The 26,887-nt window shown below is 35.0% G+C and carries 16 protein-coding genes and 1 pseudogene; 9 read left to right on the top strand and 8 right to left on the bottom strand.

Annotation, left to right across the window (positions count from 1 at the left end; all coding sequences use genetic code 11):
• Window positions 1-191: 191 nt before the first annotated feature.
• From GXM16_RS20395 to GXM16_RS20415, 5 genes are all read right to left on the bottom strand, one after another.
• Window positions 192-1,661 (bottom strand): SGNH/GDSL hydrolase family protein, encoded by a 1,470-nt coding sequence (locus GXM16_RS20395; RefSeq protein WP_163396343.1) that lies wholly within the window; start codon window positions 1,659-1,661, stop codon window positions 192-194.
• Between the two features lie 84 nt (window positions 1,662-1,745).
• Window positions 1,746-4,553, bottom strand: a complete 2,808-nt coding sequence (locus GXM16_RS20400; RefSeq protein WP_163396344.1) for a TonB-dependent receptor — start codon at window positions 4,551-4,553, stop codon at window positions 1,746-1,748.
• Window positions 4,554-4,851: 298 nt separating this feature from the next.
• A complete protein-coding gene (gene glmS, locus GXM16_RS20405; protein WP_163396345.1) occupies window positions 4,852-6,699 on the bottom strand; it encodes a glutamine--fructose-6-phosphate transaminase (isomerizing) in 1,848 nt (615 codons plus the stop codon).
• 11 nt (window positions 6,700-6,710) lie between these two features.
• Window positions 6,711-8,405, bottom strand: a complete 1,695-nt coding sequence (gene bamH / locus GXM16_RS20410; protein ID WP_163396346.1) for a BamH family beta-barrel-assembly machinery protein — start codon at window positions 8,403-8,405, stop codon at window positions 6,711-6,713.
• Window positions 8,406-8,426: 21 nt separating this feature from the next.
• Window positions 8,427-9,233, bottom strand: a complete 807-nt coding sequence (locus tag GXM16_RS20415; protein WP_163396347.1) for a glycogen/starch synthase — start codon at window positions 9,231-9,233, stop codon at window positions 8,427-8,429.
• A 78-nt stretch (window positions 9,234-9,311) separates the two neighbouring features.
• Between GXM16_RS20415 and panC the strand changes: the two genes are divergently transcribed.
• The 5 genes from panC to GXM16_RS20440 all read left to right on the top strand — a co-directional run bounded on the left by panC (window position 9,312) and on the right by GXM16_RS20440 (window position 15,219).
• Window positions 9,312-10,190, top strand: a complete 879-nt coding sequence (gene panC, locus GXM16_RS20420; RefSeq protein WP_163396348.1) for a pantoate--beta-alanine ligase — start codon at window positions 9,312-9,314, stop codon at window positions 10,188-10,190.
• A 14-nt stretch (window positions 10,191-10,204) separates the two neighbouring features.
• Window positions 10,205-10,555, top strand: a complete 351-nt coding sequence (gene panD, locus GXM16_RS20425) for an aspartate 1-decarboxylase (RefSeq protein WP_031456621.1) — start codon at window positions 10,205-10,207, stop codon at window positions 10,553-10,555.
• A 162-nt stretch (window positions 10,556-10,717) separates the two neighbouring features.
• Window positions 10,718-11,875, top strand: a complete 1,158-nt coding sequence (locus GXM16_RS20430; protein WP_163396349.1) for an alpha/beta hydrolase — start codon at window positions 10,718-10,720, stop codon at window positions 11,873-11,875.
• Window positions 11,875-13,236, top strand: a complete 1,362-nt coding sequence (gene radA, locus GXM16_RS20435; protein WP_163396350.1) for a DNA repair protein RadA — start codon at window positions 11,875-11,877, stop codon at window positions 13,234-13,236. The genes GXM16_RS20430 and radA overlap by 1 nt, the downstream gene beginning before the upstream one ends.
• Window positions 13,237-13,254: 18 nt before the next feature.
• Entirely contained in the window at window positions 13,255-15,219 is a 1,965-nt protein-coding gene (locus GXM16_RS20440) for a transglycosylase domain-containing protein (RefSeq protein WP_163396351.1), read from the top strand.
• 186 nt (window positions 15,220-15,405) lie between these two features.
• Here GXM16_RS20440 and GXM16_RS20445 read toward each other — a convergent pair whose 3' ends face one another.
• Both GXM16_RS20445 and GXM16_RS20450 read right to left on the bottom strand, forming a co-directional pair.
• Entirely contained in the window at window positions 15,406-16,155 is a 750-nt protein-coding gene (locus GXM16_RS20445) for a LytR/AlgR family response regulator transcription factor (protein ID WP_163396352.1), read from the bottom strand.
• A complete protein-coding gene (locus tag GXM16_RS20450) occupies window positions 16,152-17,975 on the bottom strand; it encodes a tetratricopeptide repeat-containing sensor histidine kinase (RefSeq protein ID WP_229684399.1) in 1,824 nt (607 codons plus the stop codon). The genes GXM16_RS20445 and GXM16_RS20450 overlap by 4 nt, the downstream gene beginning before the upstream one ends.
• A 146-nt stretch (window positions 17,976-18,121) precedes the next feature.
• Here GXM16_RS20450 and GXM16_RS20455 point away from each other — a divergent pair, with 146 nt between their 5' ends.
• From GXM16_RS20455 to GXM16_RS20465, 3 genes are all read left to right on the top strand, one after another.
• Window positions 18,122-19,087: an SIMPL domain-containing protein gene (locus GXM16_RS20455; protein WP_163396353.1), complete on the top strand. Its 966-nt coding sequence runs from the start codon at window positions 18,122-18,124 to the stop codon at window positions 19,085-19,087.
• Window positions 19,088-19,198: 111 nt separating this feature from the next.
• Window positions 19,199-20,359: a vWA domain-containing protein gene (locus GXM16_RS20460; protein ID WP_163396354.1), complete on the top strand. Its 1,161-nt coding sequence runs from the start codon at window positions 19,199-19,201 to the stop codon at window positions 20,357-20,359.
• 27 nt (window positions 20,360-20,386) lie between these two features.
• Window positions 20,387-21,010, top strand: a complete 624-nt coding sequence (locus GXM16_RS20465; protein WP_163396355.1) for a murein L,D-transpeptidase catalytic domain-containing protein — start codon at window positions 20,387-20,389, stop codon at window positions 21,008-21,010.
• Window positions 21,011-21,080: 70 nt separating this feature from the next.
• Here GXM16_RS20465 and GXM16_RS20470 read toward each other — a convergent pair whose 3' ends face one another.
• Window positions 21,081-22,118: an aldo/keto reductase gene (locus GXM16_RS20470; RefSeq protein WP_163396356.1), complete on the bottom strand. Its 1,038-nt coding sequence runs from the start codon at window positions 22,116-22,118 to the stop codon at window positions 21,081-21,083.
• A gap of 558 nt (window positions 22,119-22,676) precedes the next feature.
• Here GXM16_RS20470 and GXM16_RS20475 point away from each other — a divergent pair.
• Window positions 22,677-26,887 (top strand): annotated as a pseudogene (locus tag GXM16_RS20475) (hypothetical protein); the annotation flags it as partial.

Here is a 26,887-nt window from a genome sequence, read left to right on the forward strand (position 1 = left end):
ACCTCTTTTTTCAGAGCGCAAAGATAATTTTTTAAAATATAAAATCAATATTTTTTTTATAAAAAATACTTTGTTTTTTGTTATACTATTAAAACGTGGCACCGAAATATCTCATAATATAAAATTGAGGATTACTAAAAAAACCACTGCGTTATAAAAACGAGTGGCTTTTTCTATTAAAAAAATGGGCTTTATTGTAATGTGCCGGGATATTGAATTGGATATGTTGACAAATCAACATGCCGCAATGTTGCCCCGAATTTCGTATTGATTGCATCTACAAATATATTCGCAATTAAAGCATATCCTCTTGCACTAGGGTGAATTCCGTCTAAAGAAAAAGCTCCACCTGTAACATAATTAGAGGTTATTGTAAAGTTTCCAAATTTAATACCTCCACTAGATAATTGTTTCAAGACAGATCCTGTATCTACAAAGGCTAAACCTTTTTCATCAGCTATTGCTTTAATAGCAATATTGTAAGCATCGGTAGCTTTCTTAACTTCTGCTACTTCATCCTTTGTTAATACCCAATTATCTGCCAATGGTACAGAGAGGCCATTTACTTTTGTTGCATCTCCCCCAACAGTCGTTCCTATAAATGTTCTTGCAGAAAGAACAACCAAATCATCTTTAGTTGCTTGTCTATAAGATGGAAGCCCGTATGCTGCAAGATTTGTAAGGTAACTATCAACTACAACTACAGAATTATTACCTGCTTTAAATGTAATTGTTCTGCGGGTAGCCTCGTCTTGAGAGATTAATTGATTTATAACCATTTGTTTTAAACCTGCATTATAAGCAGCATAACCTGCGTTTAGCTGTCCAGCCAAGGTTTCTGTAAGCGGTGCCGGATTATAAGGTACGGTTGTAAAATATGGCAGACTTGTAATATAAGGCAAATTTGCAACAACGCCTTTTGCTCCATTTGCGGTTAAACCGGCAACTAAACCAGAATAAACTGTTTTAAATACCGTTGGATCTGTAATGTCATTACTTCCGTAAGTTGCAGGATTCATATTACCAGTCTGATCTTTCCCAATTCCTCCCGAAGTTGCATAACTCAAAACATCATTACCTCCAATAAAAAGAGAAAAAAATGTTGGTGCCTGAGCTATTGCGTCTGCCAAAACTGTTGTTGAAGATGAACTGGCAAATCTTGCGAAGTAAGGATTTGCGGCTCCCGAAGCTACACCCGCAACATTGCCGTAATTTGCGGCAACCAAATGAAAGCTTTTGGCTCCTGGAATTCCCATATTATTAAACGCCCCTGTGAGATGTGCCGTAACTTCAGTTGTTGGAGTTCCTGGTAGCTGAACGGGAGCTGTACCATTAAAGTATAAACGCGTTCCTGCAATTACATTACCCGCTAATAAGAGTCCTCCTTTGTTATCATTTGTATAAGGTATTGTAAAAGTTCCACCTCCGGCAGCAACAAATTGCTGTGCCAAAACATTTACATATGAACCTTCCTGGCCTCTCTTAAAAAGAGCATTATCACTGTATCCTGCTGCAAAGGAATCTCCAAGTGCTACATATTTTGTAAACACTGCAGAACCCGGAGTTACAGGAACTTCTTCAGGAGTGTTATTGTTATCATCATTATTACACGCAATTATGGTTAAAGAAACCAACAATAGCCATTTTATATTTTTTTTCATGTTATTAACTTTTAATATTATTAGCTCTTATGTCGTTTTTAAAACAACAAGGAAAAGACAAGTAGTTGATCGGATAATTTCAAATTAAGGGTTAATTGTCCATGAAGCAAATACCATCTGGCCAATCATACCTGCACCCACTACCTGAAGGTAATCTTTTCCGAAAAGATTGGTTGCTCCAACTTTAATAACAGATTTTAATTTCGGAATACCATAATTAATCTGAGCATCCAGAACTGTATTTTCCGGAATCATTCCGTCTCCAAAAGACGACTGCCATAAATATTCAGTATTCCATCTTACATTTACATTAAATCCTAAATTTTTAGTCAATTTTGCATTGCCAAAAGATGCTTTGATTCTGTGTTTTGGAGTGTTAAATCCTGCTACAAAACTTGGATCTTCTGATTGGTCAAAATCAAACTGAGCATAATTATAATTAGCTCCTAATTCAAAATCCTTATAGACTTTTTTAGATAAACCAACTCCAAAACCCAAAGATGTAATTTGTGCTGTAGTATTGGTATAAACCTGATATACTCTTCTGTCTCCAAATGCTAATGCCTGATAACTTAACAGGACCGAAGGGTCAGTGCCAGTTCCTGCTGTTCCGTAATAAGGTGAGATTACTCTTGAAGTATTCATGAAATCATTATAGATATTATAATATCCATTAATATCGACAGACAAATCGTTTTGAATAACGGTGCGATATCCTGCCTCAAATGCTTGTACCTGTTCCGGTTTAACTAATTGAACGTTGGCTACTTTAAGGTCTGTTACATTTCCTGAAACAGCAAATGCCTGAACAGAAGCTAAAGTGTAAGCGTTTTCATAAGCTTTACGACCGGACATTGGAAGAGTTGCAGGTTGCCCTGCTACCGCTTGTCCCGAAGCACTTACATTTACTGTTTCCTGAAAACGATCTAAGTTCTCCGCAGCAGAACCTATTAATGCAAATGGTCCTAAATCTAAACCAATGTATTGATCTTGTGTAGTAGGGTTACGGAAACCTGTCTGGTAAGAAATTCTAAAATTATGACTTTTAGACTCTCCTGCTGAATATACAAATGATATTCTAGGGGAAAGATTACCATCAAAGTTTTGACTTTTATCATAACGTATGGATCCCGTAAACTTTAATCTGTCATCTAGCCATTTTTTTTGCAATTGTGCATAAGCGCCATATTCTTTATATTCAATTGGACCGTCATAATCTGTAAAAATAGTTCCTTCAGAATCCATAACATATTTTCTCCAGGAGCCGCCGACCTGAATTTCAGCAAATTTGATTATGTCTTTGAAATTATAATTCACATCTGAATGATATAATTTTGAATGATCAATAAATTTAGCACCTTGAGTAAGGTCAGGATTATTAGTTACTGTTGTAAGCGCATTGATAAATTCTGCAGACCCAGGTTCGAATCTTGCCAGTCTTGGAGCGCTTGGATTCGCCGGATCAGTATTTGGGACCAGTGGTAAACCAGGAGAAACATTGTAATCTGCAAAATTTCGTGCATAAACAGCAGCATCATTTGCATTAAGTCCAAGTGCTGCAGAAGATAATTGAAAAGCGGTTCCGTAATCTGTAAACCAGTTTTTATCTGATTTTGCCATTCTGTTTATATTCCAGCCGGCAAATCTCATGTCGTAAGAATCTCCTGCGTCTTCACTGGTGAAATAAACTCTGGCAAAAAAGTTTTTTCCTTTTACTTCAAATTTACCTTGTTGCATTAAGAAATCTTTTAATGCGTATCTGTTTGCTCCCTGATAAATAGTACTTCCTGTACCAATCTTATATTGAAGTATGAATTCTGTATCATTTGCCCAAGGCTTAATATGTGCACTAAAGTCCGCTTTCATACTCTGAACTTTGTTGTCTGTTAAGTCTTGCTCACGGTAACCTGTTCTGCTCACCTGTCCAACATTCGGAATAGAAGTAGTAACCTCATCACCATAGATGTTCAATCCATCGTAATTTTGATTCATTGCATGACCTATTGAACCCCCAGTCATGCTTCTGGTGTCTGCAGCAATCCATTCTGAAGCTTCTATGTAGGAGAAGTTTGCCTTCATTGCGAAGTGTTTTGTGAATGCTTTTGCCGCTCTGATTCCAAAGTCATTGTAGTCATTTGTTCCTGCAGCGTCCTGACTTGTTTGTCCGTATTTGTAATAAACACTAATCCCTTCATTAGTGAAAGGGCTTTTGCTGTTCATGAACATAATGCCGTTAAAAGCATTTGCTCCGTAAAGAGCTGAAGATGCACCGGGTAAAAGTTCCACATTTGCAACATCAATATCGGAAACGCCTATTAAGTTCCCTAAAACAAAGTTTAGGGCTGGAGAAGAATTATCCATTCCGTCTACTAGTTGCATAAAGCGAGTGTTGGCAACAGTAGCAAAACCTCTTGTATTTACAGATTTAAAGGAAATACTACTCGTGTTAAAATTAACTTCTTTTAAATTTTCAAGACCGTCATAGAATGTTGCCGCAGTTGTATTTTTAATTTCCTGAATTCCCATTCTTTCAATAGTAACAGGTGATTCAATAACTCTTTCAGGTGTTCTGGAAGCTGAAACTACAATTTCGTCAAGTTTAGTTTCTTCCTCATTTAAAGTTACGCTTACTTTTTCGTTTTCCGATGTGATGTTGATTGTTTTAGTTTCAAATCCTACGGCTGAGACTTTAATTGTAAAAGGCGGCTTGGAGGTTGTATTTAATTTAAAAGTACCATCAAAGTCGGTTGAAGCTGCGTTAGAACTTCCAACGACAACAATGTTAGCTCCTGGAATAGATTGTTTGTTGCTGTCTGTAACAGAACCAGTAATTGTATTTTGCGAAAAAGATAATCCGCTGATAAACAACATAATTAGTAAATACGCTCTCATCTTTAGTTTTTTGGTTGGTTTATATAGCCAAAATACGAATAATTTTGATATTAATAAAAAAACGTTAAATAAAATTAATATTTATCATATTTTTACATATTATTTTCACTATTTCACAGGTGTATTTATTAAATTTAAATCAAGAAATATGTAAGATTGAAATAAAATAGTATGCATACATAATAATTTTAAGAAAAAAACTGCATTTATCTTAAAAATTCCACAAATAGTAAAAATATTTATCAATAAAAAAAGCGAGATATAAATCCCGCTTTAATTTATGCTTTTACCATAATTATTATTCTACTGTAACCGACTTGGCAAGATTACGTGGCTGGTCAACATTACAGCCTCTCATAACAGCAATGTGATAAGATAAAAGCTGTAAAGGGATTGTAGTAATTAATGGAGACAACGCATCCGATGTTTCCGGAATTTCTATAACATAATCTGCTAATTCACGAACTTGGGTATCGCCTTTTGTAACTACAGCTATAATTTTACCGCTTCTGGATTTGATTTCCTGAATGTTACTTACAATTTTATCATAATGTCCTTGTTTAGGAGCGATAACAATAACCGGCATTTGTTCGTCGATTAAAGCAATTGGTCCATGTTTCATTTCTGCTGCAGGATATCCTTCTGCGTGAATGTAAGATATCTCTTTTAGTTTCAATGCGCCTTCAAGAGCAACAGGGAAATTATATCCGCGTCCTAAATACAAACAGTTTGGAGCATCTTTAAAAGCAGCTGCAATTTCTTTGGCTCTTTCATTTGTTTCCAAAGCTTCTGCGACTTTTTCTGGAATTATTTCCAGTTCTTGTAAAAAAGTATGAAAGTCTGTATTTGATAAGGTTCCTTTAGCTTTTCCTAATCTTAACGCAATCATTGTTAAAACTGTAATTTGTGTTGTGAAAGCTTTGGTTGAAGCCACTCCAATTTCAGGCCCTGCATGTGTGTAAGCACCTGCATGACTTTCTCTTGAAATTGATGATCCCACAACATTGCAAACGCCAAATACAAAAGCACCGTTTTCTTTCGCTAATTTAATAGCAGCCATTGTATCGGCAGTTTCTCCAGATTGAGAAATAGCGATAACAACATCGTTTTTATTGATAATTGGGTTTCTGTATCTAAATTCTGAAGCGTATTCTACTTCAACAGGTATGCGGGTAAATTCCTCAAAAATATACTCTGCAACCAAACCTGCATGCCATGATGTTCCACATGCCACAATTAGAATTCGCTGAGCGTTTAAGAATTTTTCAATATTATCTTCAACGCCGGCCATCTGAACAATTCCTTCATTTGCATGAAGTCTTCCTCTGTAGGTGTCTTTAATAACATTTGGCTGCTCATAAATCTCTTTTAGCATGAAATGATCATACCCTCCTTTTTCGATTTGCTCCAAATTCATCTGTAGTTCCTGAATGTAAGGGTCGACTAATGAATCATCTTTTATTTTTCTAACTTTAAGAGGCTTATGTAGTCTGATATTTGCCATTTCACCATCTTCCAGATAAATAGCATTTGATGTGTATTCAATAAAAGGTGAAGCATCAGAAGCAATAAAAAATTCATCTTCTCCAACACCTATCGCTAGTGGGCTTCCTAATCTTGCAGCAACAATTTCGTCCGGGTTTTTTTTATCAAACACAGCAATTGCGTATGCGCCTATTACCTGATTTAAAGCAATTTGAACTGCTTTTCCAAGCTTTATGTTTTCCTTTTTTTGAACTTCTTCAATCAGATTTACTAAAACTTCAGTATCTGTATCTGATTTAAAAGTATAACCTCTTTTGATTAATTCTTCTTTAAGGGGAGCGTAGTTTTCAATAATTCCATTGTGAATAATGACCAATTCACCAGAATTTGAAAGATGCGGATGAGAGTTTACATCATTCGGAATTCCGTGTGTTGCCCAGCGTGTGTGACCAATTCCGATAACTCCGTTTGTTGTGAAATCTGCTTTTGCCTTTTCCTCAAGATCAGAAACTTTTCCTTTTGTTTTGCAAAGTTTAATATTTTCCTGGTCGTATAACATTACGCCGGCACTATCATATCCTCTGTATTCGAGGCGCTTTAATCCTTTGATGACTATAGGATAAGCCTCTCTGTGACCTATATATCCAACAATTCCACACATATGTTAATTTTTTAATTTGGTTTTAGTTTTGTGTAGTAAATTTTAAGTTTAACCCTTTTAGAATAATTTACATCACCTTGAGGTATGTTGCCACCAAACAGCACTGTGCCTAAAGGATGCATTACTGATGCAGTCGGGACAGCAGATAGAAAACTTTTATAATTGATTCTCGTTTGATCTAATCTGCTTGAATTTATAATACCTATGTTTTCAGTTACAACCAGGCCTAATTTTACATTAGTTACATCAGGATTTTTAATCATATTTCGAATATGATTTGTGATTCTTATTTTGTAAGTAGCTATTTTTGTTGTTTGGTCTATATTGATCATGCCATTAAAAACAGTTCTGTTTTTTTTAGAATCACCATTAATAGCCGTTGTACGATCTGCAGTATAATCGACAAGTACAGTATTATTTTCTAAATCATATAAATAGATTCTTCCTGGTTGCGGTGCATTAGCCATTGTTTGAGAATCAACTGTAAATACTAAATTAGCTTCGTTTATCAGCAATTGATCTTTATTAACATGTCTAATTTCGTCTAATTCATCAGATACGCTGTTAGGATCGGTTCTCCAAATTCCTTCGTCATCATATCTTCCCACGTCGGTTTTGTCAAAAAGTTCAATTACTGCCATTGATCCCTGTCCTCCTTTTAAATATAGTTTTTCGTCTGGTATATCGTCTTCTGCTGTACTGTTTGTGTAAGCGGTTGCTTCTTCTAAAAGACTTACCGTGTTTACGCTAGTTGTGTTTGTTGGATTTCCTAAATTGATAACGAAAGTTTTTGACTCCATTTCTACTACAGGAGGAACTGCCGTTGACGGTTTTACGGATTTATAAAAAATATTTATTTTTCCTCCCCTAAAATCCATCATGGCCATTCTGGTGCTAGGACTTGCATTTGATTTTTCTACTTTGAAATATAATCCCTTAAAGTAATTTTTAAATACCTCTGCTGAAGCTAATTTTCCCGCGGGTGCACCAAATATTTTGGTTTTAAAAAAGTCTTTGTTTAAATGCAGGCGCATTTCCGGTTTGATTCTCTTTGTGGATTCAGGTGTAGTTCCTGCTGCAGGAGTTTTTTCCACTATTTCTTTAGAATTAAAAAAGAATCCGTCGTTTTCGACAGAATTTCCTGAGTCATTTAATCTTGAGCCCAATGCCTGTGCCTGCGTCTGAAAATTTTCATTTCTGTCTGTATTATAAAATTTACTTATATCGTAGTTATTTGCATTATAATTGTTTAGGAAAATACCTGATTCGTAAACGCTTAACTTAATTTTTCCGGTTTCCGGTCCATAAATTGAGTCTAATTCGTAGGTTGAACTGCCGTCTGTCTTAACAACAGTCTTAGTTGGATCTATAAAATAAGGTATATTTAGTGTTACACTGTCAATAACTACTCCTTCACCAAATGTAGGGGGATAGCTATCAAGAGCAACCTGAGTATTAAAGTTCGCAACTGTTTCTCCAAAAAAAGGGTTGTTATATATACCTAATGCATTTATGGGTAAATTGTTAGCAGCAACAGGAGTCACTTTTTGATTATATGTATTTACTTTATAACTAATTGTGTCTAAGTCAAAATGATTATCCCCGATTAAATCATCGCCAATGGCATTGAATTCTTTATCACAGGAATAAAATACAGCAACTGTTGCTATTAAAAGAATTTTCTTAAGAAAAGAAGTATTATACATGTTTAATAATAATGTTAGAATTTAAAGCCCCATAGTTTTATAGAAATTTGTATACGCTTCTGCGAATGCATCTTTCGTGGCGAAAGGTAAAAAAGGTTTTCCTGAAGATTCTATAAATTTTGTTAAACTTGGAGATACATTTTCAGATGCTATAATTACAGCATCTGAATGTAAAATGCTGGCTTTTAGAATATTTTCATAATTTGGGGTTTCTAAATCTGCAACAGATTCATGTGGAACACCGTCAAATTTTACTTTATTAATCATTTCTAAATCCAGATTTTCATCAAAAGATTGTCCGTAAACAGAGGTTACAATTTTAGTTTCAGAAAATAAAGCCTCGTTTTTATAATAATGTTTCATGTAAATTGGCAGCATAGCAGCAAGCCATCCATGAACGTGAATAATATCCGGAACCCAATTCAGTTTTTTTACAGTTTCAACAACACCTTTTGCAAAAAAGATGGCTCTTTCGTCATTGTCGGGGTATAATACGCCTTCTTCATCAGCAAAAGTAGCTTTACGTTTGAAGTATTCATCATTGTCAATAAAATAGACCTGAATTCTTTCTTTTGGAATTGATGCTACTTTGATAATCAAGGGCATATCTAAGTCGTTCACTACCAAATTCATCCCTGAAAGTCTGATTACTTCGTGCAATTGATGTCTTCTTTCGTTAATGTTTCCATATCTTGGCATGAAAATTCTTATCTGACCGCCCTGATCATTTATCATTTTAGGCACGTCATAAGACATTAATGAAACCTCATTTTCAGCCAAATAAGGCACGACTTCAGATGATACATATAATATCCTCTTCTCTTTCATAATAGTATTTTACTTAATTTTTGGTAATAAAAACGTTGCAAAATTACAAAATTTTATGCAGTTTATAACTAATATATTATGTTTGCACTAAATTTTAATAATACCGCCATGCATATTTTCTACGGCAAAGTAGCCCTGATAGCCTATTTAAAAACTATCAAAACAGCAAATTCGACTATAGGATTTGTACCAACAATGGGCGCTTTACACCAAGGGCATCTGGCTTTAATGCAACGCTCGCTTAAAGAAAATGATGATACTGTTGTGAGTATTTTTGTAAATCCTACTCAGTTTAATAACCCTGAAGATCTCGAAAAATATCCACGTACACTTGAAGAAGATGTGAGAAAGATGAGGGCTATAAGTGATAAAATGATATTGTATGCGCCTTCTGTTGATGATATTTATGAAGGACAGACTATTTCACAGCCTTTTGATTTTGACGGGTTAGAAAATCAGATGGAAGGAAAATTCAGACCCGGACATTTTAATGGTGTCGGAACTATCGTCAAACGTTTGTTTGAAATTGTTTCGCCAACAAATGCCTATTTTGGAGAGAAAGATTTTCAGCAGCTTCAGATTGTAAAAAAGCTGGTCGAAAAAAATAACTTACCGGTCCATATTGTAGGTTGTCCTATTTTTAGAGAAGAAAACCAACTGGCAATGAGTTCAAGAAATGAACGTTTAACTCCCGAAGAGCGAAAAGAAGCAGCCATCATTTATAAAACCTTAACCGAAGCAAAAGAAGTATTCAGTACTAAAGGTCCACAGGAAACTATAGAATTTGTAGAAAATTCCTTTAAGGACAATAAAAGATTTAATCTCGAATATTTCGTAATTGCTGACGAATCGACATTATTACCTATAGAGCATAAGATTAATGATAGAAAATACCGTGCATTTATAGCGGTATTTGTTAATTCTATAAGGCTCATTGATACCATTTCATTAAATTAATTTACCTTTGCAACATGCAAATTCAAGTTATAAAATCAAAAATTCATCGTGTTAAAGTAACCGGAGCCGATTTAAATTATATTGGCAGTATCACTATCGATGAAACTTTACTGGATGCCTCAAATATTATTGAAGGTGAAAAAGTATCTATTGTAAACATTAATAACGGTGAGCGTTTTGAAACTTACGCGATTAAAGGCGAAAGAAATTCAGGAGAAATTACACTGAATGGTCCTGCAGCCAGAAAAGTTCAAAAAGACGATATAATCATTATCATATCCTATGCAACCCTCGAATTTGAAGAAGCAAAAACCTTCAAACCATGGATTGTTTTTCCTAATGAAAATGATAATTCGCTAACTTAATCACTCATTATTTTTACTTCTTTTTATTTGTCAAATTTATTTTGCACAAAGCAGATTCTTTTGTCCTGAATTTCTTTTCTTTTTAAAAGCGCTCTTTAACAAAAAAGCAAATAAAGTATTATATTGCCGGCTTATTCTAATACTTTTTAATTTTCCCCAATCATGAAAAAAGTTTGTTTGTTTTTTGCTTTATTAATCTCTGCTTCAGTTTTTTCACAAAAGAAATTTGATACCGTTAAATCTGAAAAACTCGGCGCAGACAGAAGAATAACTATTGGTCTTCCGGCCTCTTATGAAACCAGTCCGTCCAAGAAATACCCTGTTCTGTACTTGTTGGATGGAGATTATTTATTTGATCCTTTTTCAGGAGCATTAACTTACGGTATTTACTGGGATGATTTACCTGAAATGATAATTATCGGAATTCATCAAAATCACGATGGAGAACGCTATGATGATTCTACTATTGATCAAAATCAGGGCTTACCTTTTGAAAAAGGCGCAGAATTTTTTGAATTTATAGGAGCTGAATTAGTTCCTTATATTGAAAAGCAATATCGTACAGCTCCTTTCAAAATTATTGCAGGACATGATATAACTGCTAGTTTTATAAACTTCTTTTTATATAAAGAAATCCCTCTTTTTAATGGATATATTTGTTTAAGTCCGGAACTTGCACCAAAAATGGAAATACGGATCCCTGAGAAATTTGCGAAGGTAAAAGAACCTTTTTTTTATTATTTGTCTGCTGCAGATGGTGATATAACTAAAATAAAAGAACCAATAGAAAAGTTAGCCGGCAATATTAAAATTGCTAACAATCCTTTGGTAAATCTTAAATATGATGTGTTTAAAAATTCGACTCATTATTCAGAAGTTTTATATTCTATTCCAAATGCTTTGTATCATATTTTTGAGGTTTACAAACCCATTAATTCGGTTGAGTTTAAAGATAAGATTGCTGTACTCCAATCTGGCTATGCTAATTATTTAGAAAATAAATACAATACGATGTCAGAAGTTTTAGGAGTTGATATTCCTGTTAGGATAAATGATTTTAAAGTTGTTGAAAATCTTATTTTGAAAAGAAATGCCTACGAAGAGTTAGAAAAAATGGCTGAAATTGCAAATGTTGATTATCCGTTGGCAATGTTGGGAGAATATGAATTAGGCCTGATGTATGAAAAGAGGGGTGATCCTAAAAGAGCATCAAAAAGATATCAAAATGCTTCACAAATGCAGCCAATTGGTGAGCTGACCAGAGATATGATGTACGAGAAAATTGATGAAATGAATACGCTTGCCAAAAATTCAAAATAATGTCTAAAGTTAAAACTTCCTTCTTTTGTCAAAATTGCGGAACGCAATATGCCAAATGGCAAGGGCAGTGCAATGCCTGCAAAGAATGGAATACCATTGCCGAAGAAATTATTCAGAAGCAGGAAAAAGTAGCCTGGAAAAGTGAACCAACCCCATCAGGCAAAGCACCAAGGCCATTGAAAATTACAGAAATCGATTCGGCTCAGGAAGTTCGAATGGACACAACTGATGGCGAATTGAATCGCGTTCTCGGTGGAGGAATTGTTCCCGGATCTTTAACTCTTTTAGGAGGAGAACCCGGAATTGGAAAAAGCACACTTTTGCTGCAGATTTCATTAAAATTACCGTATAAAACCTTGTATGTTTCCGGTGAAGAAAGTCAGAAACAAATAAAAATGCGTGCCGAAAGAATCACGCCAAGCAGCGAGAATTGTTATATCCTGACGGAAACCAAAACACAAAATATATTCAAACAAATTGAGGCAATTCAGCCTGAAATTGTAATTATTGATTCGATCCAGACACTTCATACTGATTATATTGAATCGACTGCGGGAAGTATTTCTCAAATCAGGGAAACTACTGCCGAATTAATCAAATTTGCAAAAGAAACCAGTATTCCGGTTATTTTGATTGGTCATATAACCAAAGACGGAAATATCGCCGGTCCAAAAATCCTGGAACATATGGTGGATACCGTTTTGCAATTTGAAGGCGACAGAAATCATGTGTACCGAATTTTACGCTCGCTAAAGAATCGTTTTGGCTCAACTGCCGAACTTGGGATTTACGAAATGTTAGGAAGCGGTTTACGGGAAGTAAGCAATCCATCCGAAATATTGATTTCACATAAAGACGAAGAAATGTCCGGAACTGCGATTGCTACAACTATGGAAGGCATGCGACCTTTGATGATTGAAATACAATCTCTCGTTAGTACAGCTGTTTACGGAACTCCGCAACGAAGTACAACGGGTTACAACGCCAAAAGGCTGAATATGATTTTGGCTGTTCTTGAAAAAAGAGCCGGATTTCGTTTAGGCGCAAAAGATGTTTTCCTAAACGTGACCGGTGGAATTTCTGTTGATGATCCGGCAATTGATTTAGCTGTTGTGGCAGCAATTTTATCCTCTAATGAAGATATTCCGGTAACAAAAGGTTTTTGTTTTGCCGGTGAAGTAGGTCTTTCCGGTGAAATTCGCCCCGTGAATCGTGTGGATCAAAGAATTCAGGAAGCTGAAAAATTAGGTTTCAATACGATCTTTGTATCGAAATACAATAAAATTGCCTTAAAAAACACAGGAATCAAAATTGAACTTGTAGCCAAAATTGAAGATGTGGCGGGTTTCCTGTTTGGTTAATTTTTATAAGATTTATTTATGAAATTTTCAAAGCAAAAAATTTTCAAAGCCTTAAAAATACTTGCTGTAGTATTAATACTGCTTTGTATTGCACTTTACTCTTTTCGTAACTCACTTTTAAAACAGGTTATTGCGAAAGTAACCCACAAAATGGCGGTTGATTACAATAGTGATTTTTCGATAAAAGAAGCTTCTTTTGATGGTTTGTCGGGAGTTAAATTTACCGATATTATCTTAGTCCCAAAAAATGCCGATACTCTTTTCAATATTAAAAAAGTAGAAACTACAATCAGTCTGAGTAATCTGCTGATTGGTGATGTACAGCTGGGAACTTTAAAAATCAATGACGGTTACATCCAACTGGTTAAAAAAGGGAAAATCCGAAATTTTGATGCCTTTTTGAAAAAGAATGATACTGAAGAAGCATCAGATGAAAAACGTAAATATGCCGATGTTGCTTATCGCATTATTACAAAATTACTGAATCTTGTTCCGACTGACATGAAACTGGAAAATCTTGATTTCAAAATTGATGATAATGGTAAAAAAGCGACTATTGCGATCAATAAATTGGTTCTAGACAATAAACAGCTTACAACAAACCTCCATGTTCAAAGCAAGAATTTTGACCAGCGCTGGAATATTAAAGGTTTTGCTGACCCAAGAAATAAAAAGGCTGATATTCGGTTTTTTAATCTGGATACCGGAGCCATCAGAGTTCCTTATTTAGATGAACGTTATAACCTAAAAGCAAGTTTTGATTCGATTCGATTGAATGTTGCCAATATCGATAAAGACGGAAGCGAATTGCATATTGACGGTTATACTTCTATTGCCAATTTAAAAATTAATCATCCAAAAATTGCCAATAAAGATGTTGTCATAAAAAATGCACGATTTGATTACCGCTTTTTATTAGGATCTGATTTTATTTCGATTGACAGCACCTCGACGATGCAGCTGAACAAAATAAAAGTAAAACCGTATGTTTCTTATAATACCGAATCAGATACGGTTTATACTTTGAAAGTGGATATTCCGAAAATGAAGGCACAGGATTTTATCGTTTCATTGCCTGATGGGTTGTTTACCCATTTTCAGGGAATGGAAGCGACCGGAAATTTTGATTATAAACTGGATTTTAAATTCAATAAAAACAAACCGAATACTTTAGTTTTTGATAGTAAACTGAATAAAGAAAACCTGAGAATTACCAAATACGGCGAAGCAAACCTTACAAAGTTAAACGGAGAGTTTGTATATCGTGCGATTATCCAAAACGTTTTACAGCGTCCGGTCTTGGTTGGAAGCGCAAATCCGAATTATACACCTTTGGATCAGATTTCGCCATATTTGCAAAAATGTGTATTAACTACTGAAGATCCGTCTTTCTTTTCTCATCGCGGATTTATCAATGAAGCTTTCAAACAATCGATTTTAAAGAATATTAGGACTAAAAAATTCTCACGTGGTGCCAGTACCATCAGCATGCAGTTGATTAAAAATGTCTTTTTGACTCGTGAAAAAACGCTTTCGCGAAAGCTGGAAGAAATTTTACTGGTTTATATTCTTGAAAATAATCGAATTGTAAGCAAGGAAAGAATGCTGGAAGTTTATTTCAATATTATCGAATGGGGACCGAATGTGTATGGAATTGGAGAGGCTAGTCAGTTTTATTTCCAGAAAAGCCCTTCTGGTTTAAGCGTAGATGAATGTTTGTATCTGGCAACCATTATTCCGAAGCCCCGAAAATTCATGTATCAGTTTAATGATGAAGGAAACCTTAAAGATTATGCATTGCAAAATCAAAAGTTCTTAAAAAACCTAATGTTTCGCAGAGGTCTTTTAGTTCCGGAAGATACCCTTGGACAATTACCGGTTTATATTTCCGGTAATGCACGTTCTTTAATCAAAATTAAAGTGCCGGATTCGACAGCTGTTCCGGTTGATTCTTTGTCGGTGAGTGATGAGTTTGATTTGTAAAGTTTACTCGCTTAAAGCTAACGCTAAAATCTAAAATTAATATTGCATTCTGAGGAGCGAAGAATCTCCGCAATCAAAATCCACAAAGTAAGGACAATCTTTGTAGAGCTTCTTATGGAGATTCTTCGTTCCTCAGAAAGACAATACTGGGGTTAAACGTTTGTTTTTAATGACTTTGAAAAAACACTATTTAAAATTCTTCAAAAAATCTTCCTTGTAAGTTGGTGAAACTTCAATTTCAGATCCATCATTGAGCGTTATGATTCCTCCTTTATTGTAAGATTTCACACAATTCATATTGATAATATGTGATTTGTGAACACGTATAAAAGGCAATGGCAAAATTTCTGAAAAGTGTTTTAAAAACCGGCAGACCATTTTTTTATTGCCATTATTCAAATACAAATCGGTGAAGTTGCCGTTACCGCGAAGGCGTACGATTTCTTCCATTTTTACGACTTCAAATCCTTCAAGTGTTGGCAGGATAACCTGTTGTTTTTCAGGTTTTGACTCATGGAAATTCTCGACAATAATTTTATTCCGGTTAAAGATTTCATGATTCATGATTTGATGATGCACCTTGTTTACTGCCACAATCAATTCTTCAATAGAAATGGGCTTTAGCAAATAATAAGCAGCACTTTGATTTAAGGCTTTTAAAGAATATTCAGAAAAGGCTGTTACAAATATGGTTTCGAATTGCAGGTCTTTACAGGCCTCCAAAACATCAAACGCATTCCCAAAAGGCATTTCGACATCCAGAAAAACCAATTGTGGCTGAATTTCATGTAACAGCGGAACGGCTTCTTTTATGTTTTGTGCTTCCCCAACCACTTCCACCTGAGGACAATATTTGCTCAGGTAATTTTTGAGTACTTCCCGAGCTGCCAGTTCATCTTCTACAATTACACTTTTTATTTTTTGAAAAGTCATCATATCGTATCGATTAATGGAAAAATGATTTCAACTATGGTTCCGGATTCAGGTGATTCTTTTTCTTTGATTTCAAAAGAAATGTTCTTTTTATACAATTCATTCAACAGACCGATTCGTTCTTTTGTATTATTCAGGCCTCGTGATTCATGTACTTTCTGATTGCTTGTTTTGAGTTCCCGGCTTCTGGTCAAACCAATTCCGTTATCTTCAATACTTACTTTTACGTTTCCGTCATTCAATTGAAATTTGAGATGTAAAAATCCTTTTTTATCTAGGTAGCGCAAGCCATGCCAAATCGCATTTTCCAGATGCGGCTGAATAATCATGTTGGGGACATAAGCTGTTTCAGCATCAAGATTTTTATCCACTGTAATTTTAAAATCAAATTTATCCTGAAAACGCAAATGTTCTAAATCTAAGTATTTTTTTAACTGCTCAACTTCTTTATCCAGTATAATGAAATCCTTATTGGAGTTTTCCATCATGTCACGCATCAGGGTCGAGTAGGAAGTCAGGTATTTATTGGCTTCGAGTTCCTTATTTTCAGAAATAAACTGATTGACACTGTTTAAACTATTAAAAATGAAGTGTGGATTCATTTCGCGGCGCAAAGACTGCAAAGCGATTTCTTTGTTCTTAGTTTTGATGGAATAAAGTGATTTTACAATAAAAACAAACAGGACCAAAAGCAATATAACAGATCCTATTAAAAAATAATTGAAGGTGTTTTTCTTGGTAATTAACTCGTCTTTAAGTGATTTTTCTTTTTCCAGCTGGCGAATTTTGCCTTCAGTGATCTGAAATTTTTTGGTATTAATTAAGGTCGTATCCGATTGAATTAACTGATCGAGATTTTTAATAAATCCTTCATAGAGTGCCATACTTTCTTTTTCATTTCCTTCAGCTTTATAATATTCTACCAATTCAGATAAGGTTCTTTTCGCTTCTGCCGAATTTCCTTTACGGGATGCCAGATGATAAGCTTCTTTCAATGATAAAACGGCTTTTTGGGGTTCTTCTTTCTTAAAATAAAGAGAAGCCAGCGATTGCAATTGTTTTATTTGGGTATTAAAATCCTGTTTGGATACGGCTTCAGCTAATAATTTTGTGTTGATGTTAATAGCTTTGTCAAACTGATTGTCTGATGCATATACATTTGCTATTTCATTTTTAAGATTGATAACAGCTTCGGGTTTGTCTTTTGCATAAGCAATTGCTTTTTTATAGCTTTCTATGGCAACCTTTTTATCTTTTAGATTCAATGAATTCTGTGCTTTCTGAACATATGCTTCTGTAATTTCCTTGCTTTTCTTTTCCTTTTTAAGCAATTCAATATTCGAATCGACATAATCAGTCTGGCTGGCGGGATTTGCACTATTACGTAAACGATTGGCATCATTTAGATTGATTTTTTCTTCAGAAGCATCTTTTGCCAATGAACCCGCGACTTCATAATTTTTAATTGCTGAGTCATAGTTTTTTTGGTTTTCCTGTACTTTGGCGAGGCTTCTCGTTACACGGCTCTTATCTTCTGTGAGTTTAAGTTTGGTGTAACTGTTTAAAGCTCTTTTAAAGTATTCTTCGGCTTTTGCATTATCACCATTATTTAAAAACTCGTTGGCTAGTTTTTCGTAATTCAAAGCAATTTTTGCTTCATCATTTTCATCCAATGAAACCGACAGATCTTCAGCAACCTTACTCATTTTGACCTGTTTGCTTTTTTCACTTTTCTTTACAGGAGCTGCCTGCGCTATTATTCGCTGCGGAATCAATAACGCTAAAAAAAGCAGACTAATACTAATTGACAAATACTGTTTCACAATACCTTATTTTGAATTGTAAAGTAACCTAATTTCGAATTCCTATCCTATATTTTTCACCAAGTCAAACGTGCTGTTGACCCATTCTGCCAAAAATACGCTTTTTCGATCAATACATTTGATCATTCATTTTAAAAACGATCATCATGAAAAAACTATTCTTTACTTTTTTAACAGCTCTCTTTTCACCATTTATAATTGGACAAGTTTCGGGAAATGTCAATTATCAAAATCAACAATATTACCCGAACGCCGATGTAATAAATATAAACTTTCCTGCAAATGCAGATATTGTTATAGATGTAAAAGGGCTTGCCAATGTTAAGGCTGATACATACACCGCAATTTTCAGTGTCACTCAGACCGGTAAAACTGCTAAAGACGTAAATGATCTTATTGATCAAAGAATTACACAGTCGCTAAATGAAATTAAACTTAAAAAGGGTGTAGAAACTTTTGTAGACATGATTTCCTTTGTGCCAGTTTATGAATATGAAGCTGAAAAGAAGATTTTTAATCGTAAAAAGTATAATGAGGTCCCTGCAGGTTTCGAATTAAAGAAAAACATTCACATAAAATATACAGATCACAATGAGCTCAATGAATTTATATCCATTTTATCCAATAATGAAATATACGATCTGGTAAAAGTTGACTATTTCTCTCATACTTTGGAAACAATTAAAAAAGAAATGGCTAATAAAGCAAGACTTTTAATTCAGGAAAAAATTAAGAATCATGAGGGAATACTTGGAGAGACATTTACGAATGCTGAAAAACGAATTACCGATGCTTATATCGTAAACTTTCCCATAGAAATGTACAAATCTTATGAAGCTTACAATAGCTCATCTTTAAACTTGAAAAAAGCAGCCAATATTAATCATCTTAACAAATCGGTTACACTTTATTATCAGTCTGTCGTAAATAAGGAGTTTGATTTTGTTATTAATCCTGTTGTTTTAGAACCTGTTATTCAAATACAATATGAAGTCAAAATAGCGATTAACAGAGAAAAGAAACCCAATTCAAAAACTGATAAGGAATTTGTTCTGATAACACCAAATGGAGACTTTAAAACCCTGAATATAAATACAGCCAGACCCAATTAATCTGACACAGATGTTTCACCAAGTCAAAACATGGTTTCACCATTTCTGCAAAAAATGAGGATTTTAAGTTTTTAAGTTTGATCTGTAATCATCCAATAAAAACTTATAATCATGAAATCAAACTTATTTATCACGGCGCTTTTGGCAATTGCAATCAGCTTTGCAAGCTGTAATTCATCAAACGCAAATCCAAAAAAAGACACAAGAATTAAAAAATCTTCAGCAACAGAAAATGCAAAAATACAAGTGGCTCTTTTACTAGATACTTCGAGCAGCATGGACGGATTAATCGATCAGGCGAAATCAAGGCTTTGGAATATTGTCAATACTCTCACGACATTAAAATACGATGGAAAAACTCCTGATATTGAAATTGCTTTGTATGAGTACGGAAATGACGGTTTATCGCAGCAATCCAATTACATCCGACAAGTAACACCACTTTCGACAGATTTGGATTTAATTTCAGAAAAATTATTTGACTTAAGAACCAATGGAGGAAATGAATATTGCGGAGCTGTAATTCAGGATGCCACGAAACAATTAAAATGGGCGAATAAAAGCAGTAATATGAAACTCATTTACATTGCCGGAAATGAAGATTTTAATCAGGGTGGTATAAATTACAAGGAAGCAATCAGCGATGCTTTGAAGAATGATATTTATGTAAACACCATTTTTTGCGGTGACAAAACCACTGGAATAAATACCCACTGGAAAGACGGTGCTGATTACGGAAAAGGGAAATATTTTAATATCGATTCGAATGAGTCGGTAAGATATATTGCTACACCTTATGATGATGAAATTTCTAAATGTGATGAAAAGATTAATAAAACCTACATTAATTATGGTTTAAAAGGATATGAAAAGAAAATGAACCAAAATACACAGGATCAAAATGCAAAAAAAGTTTCGGCAGCTAATTATACAGAACGAGCCGTAAGCAAATCAAAAGCGGTTTATAAAAACGAAAGCTGGGATTTGGTAGATAAAGTTAAAGATGACGCAGCTGCTATTTCTAAAATCAGGAAAGAAGAACTTCCGGCCGAACTTCAAAACAAATCCGCAGAAGAAATAAAAACTTTTGTAGCTCAAAAATCAAAGGAAAGAGAAAACATTCAAAAAGAAATTGCTGTACTGGCTAAAAAGCGTCAGGAATATATAGATACTGAATCTAAGAAAAGTAAAACACAGGATGATTTAGGTAATGCTATAAATTCATCCATACTGGGTTTTGCAAAGGTAAAAGGCTATGTGGTTGAAAAATAGCAAGTATTCTAAAGCCAACCTGTAAATATGAAAAAGAATATTTTAATCATGCTTTTAATTGGAATTTTTGGCGCGGGTTTTGCATGCAGAAATAACAAGGAAAAGGATTTGAAAACTATAAATGCAAAACCGGTTTATTCCTATGAAGAGAAATTAAAAAGTGAGGCAGCTGTTATAAGGAGATTTTTGGGGGAATCTTCAAAATATAACTCAGATGTTGCCTTCTTTTTAGATATGAAGATAGAATCAGGAAGAAACCGGTTTTTTATTTACAATTTGAAATCTAATAAAATAACCGATAAAGGTTTAGTGGCTCATGGCTCGGGTTCAGAAACTGGTGTTCAAGGAAAGCTGAAGTTTAGTAATATAAAAAATTCCAACTGCAGTTCCTTAGGTAAATATGCTGTAGGGGGGTCTTACAGCGGAAGTTTTGGAAAGGCTTATAAATTATACGGTTTAGACAAAACAAACAGTAATGCTTTTGAACGAAATATAGTCTTTCACAAATATGCTGATGTTCCTTTTGATGAGCAGCCTTATCCGATCTGCAACAGTCTTGGATGTCCAATGGTAAATGAAAAATTTTTTGGAGTTGTTGAAAAACTCATTGATAATTCAAAAAAGAAAATCATTTTGGTTATGTATTATTAAAGCAAATTTTAAAAAATAAATCCCGATGACTTAATGGTTATCGGGATTTTATGTTTTTAAAAAAAATTATTTAAGGCGCAGGATCCGGAATAATAGTCTGAACTTCTTCAATCTCTGCTAAAATTTCTTTTGAAAGCGTTACATTTATAGTGGCTATATTTTCTTTTAGTTGTTCCATAGTTGTTGCGCCAATAATGGCACTTGTTAAAAAAGGCTGTTGCAGAACAAAGCCTAATGCCAGTTCGGTCAAAGTAAATCCGTGTTTATGAGCGATTTGCTGATATAACCGGGTTGCCTGAGTGCTTTGTTCACTGTTGTAACGTTTGTATTGCGGAAAAAGATTTATTCTCGCATTTGGCAAAGGCTCTCCGGTTAAGAATTTACCCGATAAAACTCCAAAAGCTAACGGTGAATAAGCCAGTAGTCCTACATTTTCATGCATAGAAACTTCGGCTGAACCCACTTCGAAAAGGCGGTTTAATAAATTATACGGATTTTGAATGGTTTTAATTCTTGGTAAATTTTGGTATTTACTTTCTTCCAAAAAGCGCATCATTCCCCAGGCATTTTCGTTTGAAACGCCAAGGTGTTTTATTTTACCTTCTTTAATCAAACCATCAAAAGTTTCTAAAACTTCCCTGAAGTTATCTTCCCATACTTCATCCTGAACTTTAAATCCGCGTTGTCCAAAACAATTGGTTTTGCGTTCTGGCCAATGTAACTGGTACAAATCAATATAATCTGTCTGAAGTCTTTTTAAACTGTTTTCCAAAGCATATTTAACACTTGCAGGAGAGAAATTCAATTTCTCACGCATGTATCCAAAATTTGGATTTGGGCCCGCAATTTTAGAAGCCAGAACTACTCGATCACGATTTCCCGTTTTTTTGAACCAGCTTCCAATAATTTTCTCTGTGCTGCCGTAAGTTTCTTCACGTGCCGGAACCGAATACATTTCAGCGGTATCAAAAAAGTTGACGCCATTTTCAAAAGCATAATCCATTTGCTCATGTCCTTCGTATTCTGTGTTTTGTTCACCAAAGGTCATAGTACCCAAGCAGATTTTACTCACATTTATATCTGTATTAGGGAGGGTAGTGTATTCCATATTTTTGTGGTATTGTATAATTTCTCAAATATACAACCGTATTTTTTAAATGAAAAAGGTGTAAAAGTTAAAAAAATACTTAAGCATTTTTTTCATAAAAATTGAATGCCCTGATTTATCGAAATTTAACTTTTTCAGGTCTTTTTTTTATAAAAAAGCATTGAACATTGAAAGTCAGATGTTTTGTGTTTTTTTATGTAGTAATAAGACTACTTAACAGTGCCAATCCGATCATTTTTATTGTAGGTAAATACTCCTCATTCTTACTTTTTTTGTTTCAATATATGTCGCTCATCGACTAATAATGTCTTTCATCTAAAAGGTCAGAAATTCCATAAAAAACCTGAATTTACGAGCTAATTTTGTTTCATAATCTAAGTGAAAATTGATTCAAAAAATTGAAATCCATCCTACGGGTTTTTACGTAGGTAAAATAAACATAAAATTTTAAGAATTTCAATTTTTAATGCTCCTGTCATCAGGTAGTAATGTTAGAAAATAATCAACAAAATCTAGTTACTAAAACTATTCTTTTATAAGAATTTAAAAATTTTTTTTATGAAGAAAATTTTACTTATTCTGCTTTTTGCTGTTTTTTACACAAGCGTAAATGCGCAATGCTCAATCACAGCAACTACTAATGCATCTGCCCTTACTTGTGGCACTGCACCTTTATCTGCATGTGGAGGAATTTTATATATTGGTAATGGAACAAACGCAATGAGTTTGAACATGAATCAAAATTTAGATCTTGAATGCTTAGGTGCGATTCAGCTTATAATAAGAAATAATGCAACTTTAGATTTTTCAGGAGGGAATTATGATTTAAGATTGGCTTCCGGTTCTTCAGTTATACTTCAGTCAGGTTCAAATATTAATAGTGGTGGTAGTTGTAGCGCTTCGGACAGAATTTATATTGGCGGCTCTGTTGTAGCAAATTGTAATGGTAGTGGCAGTATACCGTCTTTTCCTGACATTATTGCAAATGGGGGAATCAATCAAGCCGGCATTTTATCAGGTAATCAATACATTTGTACATATGGTACGACGACGACAACTTTTACCTCTACAGTGGGATCTGGAGGAGTATGGTCTAGCAGTAACTCTTTAGTTGCTACGGTAAATTCTTCTACAGGCGTTGTGACTGCTATATCTGCAGGTACAGCAATAATAACTTATACTAAATCCGGTGTAACAGCTACCCGAAATGTGTATGTTAGTTCATCTGCACCAGCACAGCCTGGAACAGTATCAGGTACTACCCCTCAATGTCCATCCTTAGCTAATCAGGTATACTCAATCGCTCCGATAAGCGGTGTAAGCAGTTATACCTGGACTGTACCAACAGGCTGGATAATTACTGCTGGGCAAGGCACGAGAAGTGTTACTGTTACTACAGGAACTTCATCACAAAGTGGTAATCTTATGGTCACTGCATCAAATGCATGCGGAACAAGTAATGCGACATATTATTATGTTAATATAAATACAGCAATAAGCACAAGTAGTCCTACAGCTAATAATATTCCTGTCGATAATGGTTATTGTGGTTATAAAATGCTTAGCTGGAATCAGGTTTCAAATGCCATAGGATATTATTTGGATATTGCAACTGATAGCGGGTTTACTAATTTTGTTACCGGATATCAAAATTATAATGTAACCTATAATAATGGTGGTGCTCCAGTTTATAACTTGCCAAACGGGACATTGTATTATAGAATAAGAGCGTATGATAATTGTAACGTTTCAAATTATTCAGCCACGAGAACTATTATAGTGTCTGCATCTCCAAATTCTGGTACACTTGCTTCATCACAAACCATTTGTTCAGGAACACAGCCTGCTAATTTAGTATTGACCGGAAATGCTAATCCTGTTATTAGATGGGAGTCATCGAATGAAATTTCATTCAACACCAAACAAAACATAGCTTCAACTTCAAATACCTTAACAGGAGCAATTATAGGAAATTTAACACAAAACACTTATTTTAGAGCGGTAACAAGCCTTAATACGCAAATGCCATCAGGTCAATGGTGTGATGGATTTTCTACTTTGGTTTTAATAACAGTTATTAATACGATTTCGCCTGCTTCATCAAGCCCTACGTTATGTGCTAATACAGCAATGACCAATATTACTCACTCTACAAATGGTTTTACTGGAATATCCAATAATGGAGTTTCAGGAGCAAATGGCTTACCAGCTGGTGTAAGTGCTTCTTTTGCTAATAATATTATAACTATTAGTGGAACGCCTACTGCATCAGGAACTTTTAATTATTCTATTCCAGTAACAGGAGGAAGTTGTGGTACATCAAATGCTACAGGAACGATTAGAGTAAACCCACTTCCAGCAGCTGCAGGAACAATTACAGGTACTGCTACTGTTTGTCAGGGACAGACAGGTGTAGGTTATTCAGTTCCTGTTATTACGGATGCAACTTCTTACACCTGGTCATATTCCGGAACAGGTGCCACACTTACAAATGGTACAACAAATACGCCAACTATAGCTTTTTCCCCAACTGCTACTTCCGGAAATCTTACGGTACGAGGAACAAATTCTTGTGGCAACGGAACGGTTTCTGCTAATTATGCAATTACAGTGAATCCACTTCCAGTTGCAGCAGGAACGATTACCGGTACTGCAACAGTTTGTCAGGGACAGACAAATGTAAGTTATGCGGTTCCTGCAATTACCAACGCGACTTCTTATACCTGGTCATATTCAGGAACAGGTGCAGCATTTACAAATGGTACAACAAGAACTCCAACAATAACATTTTCATCAACAGCGACTTCAGGTAACCTTACGGTTTATGGTGTTAATTCTTGTGGCAACGGAACAGTTTCTGCTAATTATGCAATTACAGTAAATCCACTTCCAGTTGCAGCAGGAACGATTACCGGTATTGCAACAGTTTGTCAGGGACAGACAAATGTAAGTTATGCGGTTCCTGCAATTACCAACGCGACTTCTTATACCTGGTTTAATTCTTGTGGCAACGGAACAGTTTCTGCTAATTATGCAATTACAGTAAATCCACTTCCAGTTGCAGCAGGAACGGTTACCGGTACATCAACAGTTTGTCAGGGACAGACAGGTGTAGGTTACTCAGTTCCTGCAATTACCAACGCAACTTCTTATACCTGGTCATATTCTGGAACAGGAGCAACATTTACAAATGGTACAACAAATACTCCAACAATAACATTTTCATCAACAGCAACATCAGGTAACCTTACGGTTTATGGTGTTAATTCTTGTGGCAACGGAACGGTTTCTGCTAATTATGCAATTACAATAAATTCATTTCCAGTTGCGGCAGGAACAATTACTGGTACATCAACAGTTTGTCAGGGACAGACAAATGTAAGTTATGCGGTTCCGGCAATTACCAATGCAACGTCCTATACCTGGTCATATTCCGGAATAGGAGCAACATTTACAAATGGTACAACAAGTACCCCAACAATAACTTTTGCTTCAAATGCTACTTCAGGAAATCTTACGGTTTATGGTGTTAATTCTTGTGGCAACGGAACAGTTTCTGCTAATTATGCAATTACAGTAAATCCAAGGCCAACTCCAACATTTACAACCAATATTCAGGCTCAAACTTGTGCAGATGTACATATGACCTATGCTACACAAACCGGACAATTCAATTATGTTTGGACAGTTTCGGGAGTTCTGAATACAGACTACAGACTTATCGCAAGAGGTACAAGCACAAATCATGATATTGTAATTGAATGGTTAACAGGCGGATCTAAAACAGTTAGTGTTAATTATAATAATTCCAATGGTTGTAATGGTGCAGCAGCAGCAACCTATACGACTCAGGTAACAGCAATTGACAGAGGACAGGTAAACGGAGGAAGAGAAAATCTGTGTAAAAGTGATGCACTTCCAACATTAACTTTGCATAGTATAGCAGGAAATACAGTTCCATATTCTGTTGATCCATCATTGGTGGTAAAGTGGCAATATAATGATGATATTAATAATTCAGCGGCTACATGGTTTGATATTCCCGATCCGCAAAATGTTATCAATAATGTAACTTATACACCTCAGGCATTTCCGGGGGCTTTTAGAACTTACAGGGTTCTATTGCAAAACGGTTCTTGCACTAAAGAATCTATAGAAACCAGAATTAGAATACTTGCTTTTAATGCTCCTACTTTAGGTACAGCAACGTATCCTACTTGTTCAGTTGCCACAGGTAGTGTAGTTTTGACCGGTTTGCCATCAGGTAACTGGACAATAAATCAAAGTGGTACAGTAACGGCAACTTACAACAACACTGTTGCAAACACAACCAATTTTACTGTTACTGGATTACCAGCCGGTACTTACAATTTTACTGTTAGAGAAGGAAGCTGTACTTCTGATGCTTCTGTAACGTTAAATATGAGTCAGGTAGCCAATATCTGGGATGGCACAAAATGGTCGAAAACAGGTGATACTACTTTGCCAACTGCCGGAGATAAAATTGTTTTTGAGGGCAATTATACAGTAACAAGTGATATAGCAGGGTGTAGCTGTACGGTAAATTCCGGTAATGTAATTGTAAACTCAGGAAGAACATTAACCATTAAAAATCAGGTAACGGTTAATGGAGGGTCTTTAACATTTGAAAACAATGCAAGCTTATTACAAGATGTTAATACAACTGTAAACAATAACTCTGGTCCGATCATCTACAAGCGTTCTTCCCAGCCGATGAAGCGTTACGATTTTACCTATTGGTCCTCTCC

The sequence above is a fragment of the Flavobacterium limi genome (assembly GCF_010645075.1).
GTDB lineage: Bacteria > Bacteroidota > Bacteroidia > Flavobacteriales > Flavobacteriaceae > Flavobacterium > Flavobacterium limi.